This window comes from Desulfotignum balticum DSM 7044 (genome assembly GCF_000421285.1).
In the GTDB taxonomy this organism is placed as follows: domain Bacteria; phylum Desulfobacterota; class Desulfobacteria; order Desulfobacterales; family Desulfobacteraceae; genus Desulfotignum; species Desulfotignum balticum.
Genome location: NZ_ATWO01000001.1, coordinates 520720 through 532974, shown reverse-complemented (window position 1 = coordinate 532974; position 12255 = coordinate 520720). Strand labels below are relative to the sequence as shown.

The window sequence follows — 12255 nt, the reverse complement described above, 5'->3', positions numbered from 1 at the left end:
TCCTGTCAATTTCAGTGTATCAGTCCGGAAAACTCAAGGCTTTGAGCAATGCCTTGTATTCGTCGCCCATTTCCAGAGGTACCTCGCCATCCGGGCCGAACCATTTGTCATAAATTTCCATGAACTTTCCGCTTTTGATAATCTGAACCAGGGTTTCATTGATAAAATCACGCCATTCCCCCTGATTTTCCGGCAAAAGCAGCCCATACGGTTCATAGGTCAGATACCGGCCCGCAATTTCCCAGTCATCAGGTTTTTCTGCCTTGGCTTTCATACCGGCCAGGATGCTGGCATCCGTGAAATAGGCATGAATTTTTCCCTGCTGCAGGGCCAGAAAACCCTTGTTGTGTTCTTCAAAAAGCATTTTCCGGCATTCCGGTTCGATCAGTCCCTGGGCAATGGCCCTGTCAAGGCCTTTGATATTTGCGGTGGAGCCGCTGCCCATACCGACCCGTTTTCCGGCAAGATCCGGAAAATCCCTGACCGGGCTGTCTTTGGGGACCAGCAGCCGGGTGCCGGTCAAAAAATAGGGCAGACTGAAGTCGATCACTTTTTCCCGTTCCAGGGTAATGGTTGTGGAACCGATACCGATGTCCACCGTACCATTGACCACCAGAGGAATCCGGGTCTTCGGATTCATGGGCTTTTTCACCAGTTCGACGCTTTTGCCCAATTTTTTCTCCAAGGCCTGATGGATTTCATACCCCAGGTCCAGACCGAACCCGATCCATTCCCCTTTCTGATTCATATACCCGAAAGGAACGGACCCTTCCCGGAAGGCCATGGTGACCACACCGGTCCGTTCAATCTTTTCAAGAATGGGTTCAGCCACGGCCGAACCGGCAAACACGGTTGCAGTCAGAAACAAAATAATACCAAGGGCCAGTCGTTTTTTTACTCGCATACACAATTCTCCTGTTTTTAACATGGTTATGGGGTTAACTTCGGGTTATTCCTCCAGAACCCTTTCATATTGATTTTTTAGTAGGTCATTTAAGCATCAGTCTGTTGTTCAATTTCCGGGTCGGTCAAAACACGCATATCATTTTTTCTTCGGGTAAATTTGATTGAATCCAGGTACTCAAAAACAGGTATTCCCACCGTTCTTCCATACCCAAGCAGTTCCTTGCCGTCTTCGATCGTAAGACCGCCTTTTAATCTGATCAAATTTTTTACTCTTTCTTTGATAACCGCCATGGCATCGTGGGTTATAAACCGCCTGTTGTTGAGTCGAATCAGCCTTTTTTGGGTGTGCAGATAGTCAAGCACCCGCTGAACTTCATTCAGGCTGCATGTCATCTTATGTAACGTCCAGAATGTATGGGCGCTGAAGGGCACCAGCCAGGAAGTTTGTGCATAATCCTCCAACAGAACGATGAGCTTTTCCCTGTCGTTTGAAAGATTGGCTGTATAATTCGGAACCTGAAATCCACCCCCGCTTTTGATGATTTTCTTTTCATTCAACAGCTCGGCAATCATTCTTTGAAACGGGGCATCGTTGAGCCGGGGTGACAACCTGTCTTTTATCTCTTCATAGCTCGCCTTCACTTTTAAAGGATTCTCCGTCAGAATCTTTTTTACGACCGGCGGCACCTGTTTTTTCAACGCCTGATATTGTTTTTTTTCGAAAAAACCCTGACCCTCAAATAAAAGAATTTCACCGCTTCTCACGCCTTTCAGAATTTCTTTTTCAATTGCCGCCTCACCAACAAAGAAATATCTGGCCAGTTTTTTGGATGTCATCAGGGTCGAGGGATTTAATTTGAAAATATGCGTGACAAACGCCCTGATGTCATTTTCGTGGACCGCCTTCATGAGTGAACAGGTGGCACCAGCGTTATTGCGTCTGATTTTCTCCCGGCATATCTGAAGAACCCTGCCGCCACCGATAACGGTCTGAATATTGAGAATGCCGATGACAAAAGGATCGCCAGGCAGCGCGGGAACGGATTTCATCAACCTGACCTGTGCAAATCCTTTCTCGCCCGGATAAAGATGTTCCTGTTCCATGAAAACGATCATGGCATTTGTCACGGAAGTGCCATGATAGAGTTTTACCCGCTGCCGGTTTTTAACCGGTTTTCCGGCATTTTCAAGCAGCCTGATTTCCACATTCAAAAGATAGGTTGGATGGACCGCGGCCGGCACTGAAAGGACCATGCCCCTTTTTACGTCTTTAACCGGAACCTTGGGGATGTTGATGCCGACACGCTGCCCGGCAACAGCTTCATCGGCTTTATCATGGTGCATCTCCAGTAAACGGGCCCTGGTTTCAATACCAGCCGGCAAAAGATGAAGGGTATCTCCCTGATTCAGTGTTCCTGACTGTATGGTTCCGGTTACCACAGTTCCGATACCGGCAAAACTTTTGACCTGATCGATCCATAAACGGAACGGCAGCGATGATTCCTTGATCTGGATTTCTCTCGCGGTTTCCATGATACATTTTTCAATTTCACGAAGCCCTTTTTTATCGATCGCCGAAAACGGAATAATTGGCTTTTCATCTAAAAAGGTACCTTCCAATGCCTCTCTGATTTCAAGTTCCGCCAGATATAAAATCTCGTCATCCGCAAGATCGCATTTGCTCAAGACGATAAATCCGTTTTTAACTTCAAAGAAATTGAGGATGTGAAGATGTGCCAGTGTTTGCGGCATCAGTCCGTCATCTGCGGCGACAACCAGTATCGCCATGTCCACGCCGCTCAATCCACGGATGGTATTTTTTAAAAAATCCGTGTGACCCGGTACATCCACGAATGCCATCTGCATATTGGAACCATTGGACTTAAACTGCGCGATGCCCGACTCGATGGATAATCCCCGCCGTTTTTCTTCCTGAAGACGATCCGTATCCGTCCCGGTCAGACATTTTACAAGGGATGTCTTGCCATGATCCACGTGCCCGGCAATCCCTATTGTGACATACTTTTCAACCATTTATTGTTTTCAATGCGCCCTGATTTGTTTATGGAGGGGGCAAGGGGAATCGAACCTCCTCCCGGTTTTGCAGACCGGGCCAACGGGTTTGAAGCCCGCGGGGCGCCCAGCACCATTGCCCCCAAACTTTGGTTGCTATTGCGGTTTATCCTCATTCATCTTCGGCTTTCACGTGTTCATTGTTTGAACTCCTTGCTCAGAGAACGAAAGAGCCTGAGCCAGCACATAAGCCGCCTGAAGATAGGAGGTGGGGCACAAGGGAAAGCACTCCTTGCAGTCATTGCAGTATTGGGCCGCAATTTCCGGTACAAAGCTGATCTCTTTGTTGATGCCCCGGTCCACGAATCCGATGGCATTTTTCCGGGCCACTTCCGCACAATACCGCACGCACAGGCCGCAGTGGATGCAAAAAGAAGGATCGCTTTCATACCGGTTGGGGTCTGCCCCGTAAACTTTTGCCAGTTCTACCAACTGAGGCGCATCCGGTGCATGGGCCATGAGCAGCTCAAGAATGGTTTTACGCAGCCGGTCCACTTTTTCAGACCGGGTTCTGACGATGATGCCGCCGGCTGCCGGGAATACGCAGGACACCACATACTTGGTCCAGCCCCGGTCCTCCACTTCAACGATACACAGCCGGCAGCCGCCGAACGGCTCCAGTTTTTCATGATGGCACAAAGTGGGGATATAGATCCCATGTTTCCGGGCCACTTCCAGAACAGTCATGCCCGGAACTGCTGTCACGGTCTGTCCATCGATTTCAAATTGTATGTCACCCATGATGGCCTATCCTTTCTCTTTAATCTTTTTCCGGATGGTGCGCTCTTCTTCGGGCACGGGGTCCGGCACGGGGTCTCCCGACAGTTTGACCACGGAAGAAAATTTCGGCGGACACACCTCAAAACAGGTGCCGCACCGGGTGCATTTATCCTGATCAATGATGTGGATCAGGTTCTTGTCTCCGTTTATGGCATCAGCCGGGCACTGCTTGCGGCAGGTGCCGCAGCCTGTGCATCTGTCCGGATCAATGTAAAAATTGATCAATTCCTTGCAGGCCAGGGCCGGACATTTTTTGTCGTTAATATGGGCCTCATATTCTTCTCTGAAATATTTCAACGTACTTAAAAACGGATTGGGCGCACTTTTTCCCAGGGCGCACAAGGACGCTTCCACGGCGGTTTCCGCCAGTTCCTCCAGCAGTTCGATATCGCCTTGTTTACCCTTGCCTTTGGTGATATTGGTCAAAATCCGGTGCATCTGGCGCAGCCCTTCTCTGCAGGGCACACACTTGCCGCAGGATTCATCCGTGAGAAACGCGATGAAATATCTGGCCACATCCACCATACAGGTGTCTTCGTCCATGACGATCATGCCGCCGGACCCCATCATGGACCCGGCCTTGGTCAGTTCGTCAAATCCCACCTGCAGATCCAGCAGATGTTCGGGAATACAGCCGCCGGAAGGTCCGCCCGTCTGAACGGCCTTGAATTTCTTGTTGTTGGGGATCCCGCCGCCGATATCATAGATGATTTCCCGTAATGTCATGCCCATGGGCACTTCCACCAGACCGGTGTTGGTGATTTTTCCCACCAGGGAAAAGATCTTGGTGCCTTTGGAGCTGTCCGTGCCCACGGAGGTGAACCAGTCCGCTCCTTTGTCGATGATCAAGGGGATGTTGGCCCAGGTTTCCACGTTGTTCAAAACCGACGGCCGTTCCCACAATCCTTTGACATTGGACCGGACATACTTGGGCCGGGGTTCTCCGGCCTTGCCTTCCAGAGACGTCATCAGGGCCGTGGATTCTCCGCACACAAACGCCCCGGCCCCCTGGTGCACGATCACCTTGAAGTCAAAGCCGGACCCCAGAATGTTCTCTCCCAAAAGCCCGTAATGTTCCGCCTGCTGGATGGCCAGATGAATGTTTTTCACGGCCAGCGGATATTCCTGTCGCACATAAAAATACCCTTCATGGGCGCCGACGGCATATCCGCCTAAAATCAGTCCTTCCAGGATGGAATGGGGATTGCCCTCCAGAAGGGCCCGGTCCATGAACGCGCCGGGATCACCTTCATCCGCATTCACGATCACATATTTGATGGGCTCTTTTGCATTTCTGGAACCTTCCCATTTTCGGCCGGCCGGAAACCCGGCCCCGCCCCGGCCCCGGATATTGGATTTTTTCACCTCTTCCAGTACTTCCAGATCGGTCATCTGCCCCAGGGCCTTGGCCAGGGCCGCATATCCGCCCAAAGCCAGGTAATCTTCAATGCGTTTGGAATCGATTTTGATGTTGTTGCATAACACCGTGCGCTGCTGGGACCGGTAAAACGGAATATCCGATTCTTTGACGGCCCGCTTTCCTGTGGCAGGATCCTTAAAGCACAACAGTTCCACCACCTGTTTGTTTTTAATGGTCTGTGCCACGATCTCGGGCACATCTTTGGCCTGCACCTGAAGATAACAGATCTCTTCGGGATAGATCACCACCACGGGGCCCTGTTCACAGAATCCCGGGCATCCCGTTCCTTTGGTGGACACTGTGGCGGACAACCCTTTTGCCTCGATCTCCTTTTCAAATGCGGCAATGACTTCATCCGCACCCGATGCCACACACCCGGCTCCCGCACAAATGGACACACAGGGGCTGTCAGGATCTCTTCGGGACAATATCTCCTGCCGAAAACTTTCCAACGCTTCCGGCGTTTCTAACCGTGCCATAATTTTCCCCTATTCATATGTTTTCAAGGCTTTGGACGCCTTGACCGGTGACATTTTTCCATGAACCTTGCCGTCCACTTCCATCACAGGCCCCAGGGCGCAGCACCCCAGACAGTTGACCGTCTCCAGGCTGAATTTCAGATCCAGATCCGTCTCTCCGGGCTTGATACCCGTGGCTTCCTCCACCGTGTCCAGAATCCTTGTGGCGCCCCTGACATGACAGGCCGTGCCCACACAGATATGCACTTTGTGCCGTCCTTTGGGCACCAGACTGAATGCCTTGTAAAATGTGGCAATATGCTGAATCCGGGTCATGGGAACGGACAGTTTTTCACTGACCCGGGCCAGGGCCTGTTTGGAAAGCCAGTTGTTCTCGCTTTGAATGTCCAGCATGATCTGGAGCAGATTGCTGGCCTCGCCATGGTGCTTCTCGATTATCTGATCCACGCTTCTAAGTAACTCATTTGCGTTGCTGCTAAGTTTGATGCCGGGCATTGCCCCGGCGGGTGCGCTTTCTATTTCCATCGGATGCTTCCCGTAAAATTTGGTTGGTTATGCCCCGGCCGGTTCATAGCAGTTGCTGGCTGTATCGTATTTGACCATGCCGTGCCGGGAGGAGGTGATCATATGACGGGAAACCTCAGACGGGTTCAGTCCCAGGTGTCCGGAAATATCACTGGTGGTCAGAGGTTTTTCCTTCAACAGCAGCAGAATCCGGCTCATGATCATTTTATCTGCAATGGTTTTATCAAAGCATTGATCCAGAACATTGCTTTCCAGAAATTGTTGGACACCCGCCTCGGTTCTGTCGGGCAGTCTGAGTTTTTCTCTTTCCACCAGCTTGATGAAGGGGACCAGTTTCATGGCGGCCTTCAGATTCAACACCAGATCTTTTTTATCTATCTCTTCACTGGTGCCCAGCGGCCCGAGTTGACGGATTTTTTGACTGAAATCATTCATCACTTCTGCAAAACGGATGCCTTCACCCGCGGAGACCCATTCCAGTCTCAACCGGTCCGGATTGATTCCGGTATGACCCAGAAGTTTCCGGCACAGCCTGGAGGTGATCAGGGCATCATAATTGCCTTCCGGGTTATAATGGCAGTCATTGAGATGACAGCCGCCTATGAATACGCCGTCTGCGCCGTTTAAAAAGGCTTTGACCAAAAATTTCAGATCGACCCTGCCGGAGCACATGACCCGGATCACCCGAAGATAAGGGGGATACTGAAACCGGGAAACACCGCAGAGATCAGCGCCGCCATAGCAGCACCAGTTACACAGAAATCCGATGATCGTGGGTTTGAAATTAGTTTCCATTTTATATGATCCTTTTGAATTGTCAGATAGTGGGTCTTTTTCAGCAGTCGGCCGGCTCAAGTTCCGGAAATGCCGCATCCAGTTGGTATAAAATCTCCTCGTCCGTATAATGCTTCAGCTGAATTGCTTCTGTGGGGCATTTGGCATTGCATAGGCCGTCCCCTTTGCATAGAACAGGAATGACACGCGCTTTTTTACCTTTCTTCGTCTCATAAAACTCAATGGCGCCGTAGGTACAGGCGGTAATACAGGCCCCGCAGGAAACACACAGGTCTTCATCCACTTCGCATACGGAACCGGACGCGGTAACCGTATCCTGCGAGAGCAGAACCGCTGCCCGGCCTGCAGCCCCACTGGCCTGAGTGACAGCTTCGGAAATGTGCTTGGGATAATGGGCCGTGCCGCACAGAAACACCCCTTCAGCGGCAAAATCTACGGGCCTGAGTTTGACATGGGCCTCCTGGAAAAATCCTTCCGGGCTCAGGGCCACCTTGAATAAACCGGCGATATTATGTGTATCGGGTGCGGGAACAACCGCAGCGGACAGGACCACAAAGTCCGCATCCAGCTCAAGCCGTTTGCCCAGAATTTGATCCGGAACGGTAACGCGTAAGATGTCTCCGCCGTTTTCCCGAACCTTTTCCACTATCGGTTGATCGGTAACGTCATACCGGATAAATTTAACCCCTTTTTCCGATGCGGTTCGGTAATAATCTTCATTGAACCCGTAAGTTCTCATATCCCGGAACAGAATATGGATCCGAATTTCCGGATTGATTTTTGTAAGTGCCAGGGCATTTTTTACGGCATGGGTGCAACAGACCCGGGAGCAGTAGTTTCTCTCTTCATTCCGGCAGCCTACACACTGAATCATGACCAGGCTCTGTGCATCCATGAGTTGAAGATCGCGGCTGGACAATTTTTCTTCAAGCGCCAGCTGGGTCATAACGGAATCATTTTTGCCGTAAAGGTACTCATCGGGTTCATATTCAGCGGCACCAGTTGCAATGATGGCCGCACCATGCTGAATGGTTTTTGTCCGGCCTTCCGTTACCACGGTGGTGGTAAAATTGCCCACATAACCGGAAACCCCCGTGATGACGGCGTCATGGGAAACATGAATGCGTGGATTCTGGTAAACATCCCGGATCAGAGTTTTCACGAATGCCTGGACATCCATACCATCCAATGTGGTATGAATCCGCCGCGCCATACCGCCCAGATCGTTTTCCTTTTCCAGCAGATGAACTGAAAACCCTTGCCTGGCAAGGCTTAACGCACTGGTCATACCGGCGACTCCGCCGCCGACCACCATGGCGGTCTTATTGACCGGCAGATCAAACTCCTGAAGCGGCTCAAGGTTTTTTGTCCGGCCCACCGACATCCGGACCAGATCTTTTGCCTTTTGTGTGGCATCCTCCTTTTCCCTTGAATGCACCCAGGAACAATGTTCCCGGATATTGGCCATATCATAAAGATATTGATTGATCCCGCCTTCCCGGAGCGTATCCCGGAATACCGGCTCATGGGTCCTGGGGGTGCAGGCGGCAACAATCACGCGGTTCAGCCCTTTTTCCCGGATGGTGTCCGTTATCTGCTGGGCGGAATTGGTGGCACATGAGAACAGCTGTTCCTGGGCATGTACCACATGGGGAAGTGTCAGGGCATAATCGACCACGGAAGGGACATCCACGATCCGGCCGATATTGGCGCCGCAGTGACAGACAAATACGCCGATTTTCGGTGTTTCCCCGGAAATATCCCTTTCTTTGGGATAGATCCTTTTTCTGGAAAGCCTGCCCTTTCTAAAGGAAAGAATTTCACTGCACCGGGCGCAGGCCCCGCTGGCGGAAAAAACGGATTCCGGGATATCCATGGGGCCCTGGAAGGCACCGGCGACAAACACGCCCTTCCTGGAGGTTTCCACCGGATTTTCAGGACGGGTGCTGCAGAATCCGTGGGCATTCAGATCAATACCGAATTTTTCTGCCAGCTGCTGATAGCCGGCCGGCGGAACCAGCCCGACAGACAGGACCACCATGTCAAATTCTTCTTCGATAACACCGGCATCCGGTGTGCTGTATCTTAAAGTGATATTTTTTGTCTCAGGGATCTCTCTGCCAACAGACACATAGCTTCGGATGAACCGGATGCCGGGCAGGCTTTCCGCTCTCTGGTAAAACCGTTCAAATCCCTTGCTGTAGGACCGGATATCATTGTGAAAAATGGTACATTCCGCCCCTTCATCATGATCCTTGGTCAGGATCACCTGTTTCTGGGTATAGGTACAGCATACGGCGGAACAATAGCTGTTATGCCCTTGGGTGACCCGCCGTGATCCCACACAGTGAATCCAGGCGATTCTGCGGGGGTGTTTTTTGTCCGAAGCCCGCAGGATCTCGCCGTCATAAGGACCGGTAGCGCACAGGAGGCGTTCATAATCCAGGCTGGTCACCACATTTTCCATGATGCCATAGCCATAGTCGTTTTTAATTGCCGGATCAAAGGTGTCCATCCCTAAAGAAAGAACGACCGCACCGACGTGAAGCGATATTTGTTGCGGTGTCTGGTTAAAATCCAGGGCATCGTTTTTACAGATACCCAGGCAGATGGTACATTTTTCATCTTCCAGAAAGATGCATTTCTCGTCAATATACGGGGTAAGCGGAATCGCCTGGGCAAAATACATATGGACGGCTTTGTTCCGGGATATATTCTGGTTGAACGGGTCCGGTATGGTCACCGGGCAGTATTCCGCACAACTGGTGCAGCCCGTGCACTTATCCTCATCCACATATCTCGGCCGTTTTTCAACGGTCACTGTAAAATCGCCGGCCTGTCCCTGAACGGATGCCACTTCGGTCATGGTCAGAATCTCGATATTGGGATGCCGGCTGCATTCCAGAAACTTGGGAGATTCAATGCACATGGAACAGTCATTGGTGGGAAAGGTTTTGTCCAGCTGGGCCATTTTACCGCCGATGGTCGGGGATTTTTCCACCAGATAAACTTTAAATCCAGCCGTTGCCAGATCAAGGGATGCCTGGATACCGCTGATCCCGCCGCCGACCACCAGTACGTCACCGATTTTTTTTTCAAAAGGTTTGTTTTCCACAGTTCTACCATCCTTTTCAAAGCGCTATAAAAACAAAGCAATTACATGTCAGGCCTTGGATAAAGCCCGCTTTTTTCAACTATTTCCGGCACTTTTTCTTCCCATTCAATGGCCATGATGTGAAACCCCGCGATTCCGGGCACTTCCTTGAGTTCCTGGATATGCTCCACGCAGATCTGGATGCCTTCCTGGGCCTGGTGCTTTTTTTCCACGCCCGCCAGCCGCTGGATAATTTCATCGGGCACATCCATGCCCGGCACCTTGTTTTTCATGTACTTGGCCATACCCACGGACTTCATGGGCGTCATGCCGGCCATGATAAAAACCTTTTCCGTCAATCCCCGGTCAGAAGCCCTGCGCATCCACTCCTTGAATTTGTCGATATTGTAGATGCACTGGGTCTGGATGAATTCGGCTCCGCAGGCGATTTTTTTGGCCAGGCGCGGTATCCGGATCTCAAAGGGATCGGCAAAAGGGTTGGCTGCCGCCCCCACAAAAATTTTCGGGGGCCGCTTGATATCATCACCGCCCAGAAACTTTCCTTCATCCCGCATGTGGCGCACGGTCTGCACCAGCTGCATGGAATCCAAGTCATGGACGTTCTGGCCCCGGGCGCAGTCACCAAAACTCTGGTGGTCTCCGGACAGGCACAGCATGTTGGAAATATCAAAGGAAGCCGCTCCCAGGATATCGCTCTGCAACGCCACCCGGTTTCTATCCCTTGTCACCATCTGGAGCACCGGTTCTATGCCCAGCAGCTTGAGGTGGATGCAGGCGGCCAGAGAAGACATGCGGGTCATGGCGGTCTGGTTGTCCGTGACATTCACTGCATCCACATAATCTTTGATAAGCAGACCTTTTTTTGTAACCTCTTCCGCATCACTGCCCCTGGGAGGCCCGCACTCTGAAGTAACCCCTAAGTGCCCTGCCTTTAAAATGCGCTCCAGTCTGCTGCTGCTAACATATTTGCTCATATCTTCACATCCTCCCTGGTTACGGTTCTGGGGCCGCCGGCCCGGTCTTTGGACCAGTCTTTCACAGGGGCGACGGCCTCATAATCATCCATTTTATCCAGGGCTTTGAGCCGGTCGATGATCAGCTGCCACGCACAATCGGTGTCTTTGGAGATCTCACACTTGCCGTTTGTGGACCCGCCGCAGGGACCGTTCAGCACCCGTTTGGCGCACCGGGACACCGGACAGATGCCGCCGGTGCGGGCCAGTACACAGGACCCGCAGGCCTGGCACCGCTCGGTCCATAGACCTCTGTCCTCGTTGGCCCCCAGACAGACGGTGTTGACCCCGGGCAGCAGCGGCATGGTGAGGTATTTTTCTGCGGCAAACTGCACCCCCACCCCGCAGGCCAGGGATACAATGGCATCATAGTCATCCACCATGTTTCTGATCTCTTCTAAGTACTCATGGTCGCACTGGCGCTCCAGGGTGTGTTCGCCAATGGTTTTCTCAATGCCCTGGGACAGGCAGAAGATCCTGAGTGCCGAAGCCAGTACTTCCACCTCTTTTTTGCCCCCTGCCTCGCACACGGTAACACATTCGTTGCACCCCAGAATCAGGATGCGGGAATAGGGCGTTATCTCCTGTATGATCTCTTCGATGGGTTTTTTGCTGGCAATAATCATGGGTCATTCCTCTGGTTGTTGGATTATCTCACACCCGTTGTTCCGGTTTTCAGGCGGCATCTCTGGATTTCTTCCCGGCGGCCGCCACAGGGCTGGGTCCCAGTTGACGGATGCGGTCGGTCATTTGTGCGGTGATTTCAGCAAATTTTGGCCCCATGGCGGATGACAGGTTGAACATGGCCACCCGGTCCGGTTCCATGCCGATCTGTGCCAGGATGCGGCGGACCGCTTCCACCCGGCTTCTGGCCTTGAAATTGCCCTGGAGAAAATGGCACTCCCCCTCCAGGCATCCGGCGATCATGACCCCGTCCGCACCATCCTCCAGTGATTTAAGGATATGGATCATATCAATGCGGCCGGTGCAGGGCACCTGGATGATCTTGACACTGGCCGGATAGGAGATTCGCATGGATCCGGCCAGGTCGGCGGCGGCATAGGCACAAAATTTACAGCAGAAACCGATGATTCTGGGTTCAAACGCCTCTTTCGTTGATGTATCCTGCATAACAGCCTCCTTTTTTTA

The 12255-nt window shown here is 51.8% G+C and carries 10 protein-coding genes; all 10 read right to left on the bottom strand.

Annotation, left to right across the window (positions count from 1 at the left end; all coding sequences use genetic code 11):
- Nucleotides 1-19 precede the first annotated feature (19 nt).
- The 10 genes from K365_RS0102835 to K365_RS0102785 all read right to left on the bottom strand — a co-directional run bounded on the left by K365_RS0102835 (nt 20) and on the right by K365_RS0102785 (nt 12237).
- Entirely contained in the window at nt 20-904 is an 885-nt protein-coding gene (locus K365_RS0102835; protein ID WP_024333419.1) for a transporter substrate-binding domain-containing protein, read from the bottom strand.
- An 89-nt stretch (nt 905-993) separates the two neighbouring features.
- The gene (gene selB / locus K365_RS0102830) at nt 994-2940 is read right to left on the bottom strand and encodes a selenocysteine-specific translation elongation factor (protein ID WP_024333418.1); all 1947 of its coding nucleotides are present in this window, start codon (nt 2938-2940) and stop codon (nt 994-996) included.
- 168 nt (nt 2941-3108) lie between these two features.
- Nucleotides 3109-3720 carry a 2Fe-2S iron-sulfur cluster-binding protein gene (locus K365_RS0102820; RefSeq protein ID WP_024333417.1) on the bottom strand — a complete coding sequence of 204 codons (612 nt, stop codon included), beginning with the start codon at nt 3718-3720 and terminating at the stop codon, nt 3109-3111.
- A 6-nt stretch (nt 3721-3726) separates the two neighbouring features.
- Nucleotides 3727-5658, bottom strand: a complete 1932-nt coding sequence (locus K365_RS0102815) for an NADH-quinone oxidoreductase subunit NuoF (protein WP_024333416.1) — start codon at nt 5656-5658, stop codon at nt 3727-3729.
- A gap of 9 nt (nt 5659-5667) precedes the next feature.
- Nucleotides 5668-6183 (bottom strand): complex I 24 kDa subunit family protein, encoded by a 516-nt coding sequence (locus K365_RS0102810; protein WP_024333415.1) that lies wholly within the window; start codon nt 6181-6183, stop codon nt 5668-5670.
- 27 nt (nt 6184-6210) lie between these two features.
- Nucleotides 6211-6978 (bottom strand): hydrogenase iron-sulfur subunit, encoded by a 768-nt coding sequence (locus K365_RS0102805; protein ID WP_024333414.1) that lies wholly within the window; start codon nt 6976-6978, stop codon nt 6211-6213.
- Nucleotides 6979-7018: 40 nt separating this feature from the next.
- Nucleotides 7019-10093, bottom strand: coding sequence for a CoB--CoM heterodisulfide reductase iron-sulfur subunit A family protein (locus K365_RS0102800; RefSeq protein WP_024333413.1), 3075 nt, complete (start codon nt 10091-10093; stop codon nt 7019-7021).
- A gap of 41 nt (nt 10094-10134) precedes the next feature.
- Nucleotides 10135-11067: a methylenetetrahydrofolate reductase gene (locus tag K365_RS0102795; RefSeq protein ID WP_006964142.1), complete on the bottom strand. Its 933-nt coding sequence runs from the start codon at nt 11065-11067 to the stop codon at nt 10135-10137.
- Nucleotides 11064-11732, bottom strand: a complete 669-nt coding sequence (locus K365_RS0102790; protein ID WP_006964143.1) for a methylenetetrahydrofolate reductase C-terminal domain-containing protein — start codon at nt 11730-11732, stop codon at nt 11064-11066. Before K365_RS0102790 ends, K365_RS0102795 begins: the two co-directional genes overlap by 4 nt.
- Before the next feature lie 49 nt (nt 11733-11781).
- Nucleotides 11782-12237 carry a hydrogenase iron-sulfur subunit gene (locus tag K365_RS0102785; protein ID WP_024333412.1) on the bottom strand — a complete coding sequence of 152 codons (456 nt, stop codon included), beginning with the start codon at nt 12235-12237 and terminating at the stop codon, nt 11782-11784.
- Nucleotides 12238-12255 lie beyond the last annotated feature (18 nt).

What these genes read in the sequence shown, in the direction of transcription:
- K365_RS0102785 (WP_024333412.1), bottom strand. Translation starts at nt 12,237, where the DNA reads ATGCAGGATACATCAACGAAAGAGGCGTTTGAACCCAGAATCATCGGT.
- K365_RS0102810 (WP_024333415.1), bottom strand. Translation starts at nt 6,183, where the DNA reads ATGGAAATAGAAAGCGCACCCGCCGGGGCAATGCCCGGCATCAAACTT.
- K365_RS0102835 (WP_024333419.1), bottom strand. Translation starts at nt 904, where the DNA reads ATGCGAGTAAAAAAACGACTGGCCCTTGGTATTATTTTGTTTCTGACT.
- K365_RS0102805 (WP_024333414.1), bottom strand. Translation starts at nt 6,978, where the DNA reads ATGGAAACTAATTTCAAACCCACGATCATCGGATTTCTGTGTAACTGG.
- K365_RS0102820 (WP_024333417.1), bottom strand. Translation starts at nt 3,720, where the DNA reads ATGGGTGACATACAATTTGAAATCGATGGACAGACCGTGACAGCAGTT.
- selB (WP_024333418.1), bottom strand. Translation starts at nt 2,940, where the DNA reads ATGGTTGAAAAGTATGTCACAATAGGGATTGCCGGGCACGTGGATCAT.
- K365_RS0102815 (WP_024333416.1), bottom strand. Translation starts at nt 5,658, where the DNA reads ATGGCACGGTTAGAAACGCCGGAAGCGTTGGAAAGTTTTCGGCAGGAG.
- K365_RS0102790 (WP_006964143.1), bottom strand. Translation starts at nt 11,732, where the DNA reads ATGATTATTGCCAGCAAAAAACCCATCGAAGAGATCATACAGGAGATA.
- K365_RS0102795 (WP_006964142.1), bottom strand. Translation starts at nt 11,067, where the DNA reads ATGAGCAAATATGTTAGCAGCAGCAGACTGGAGCGCATTTTAAAGGCA.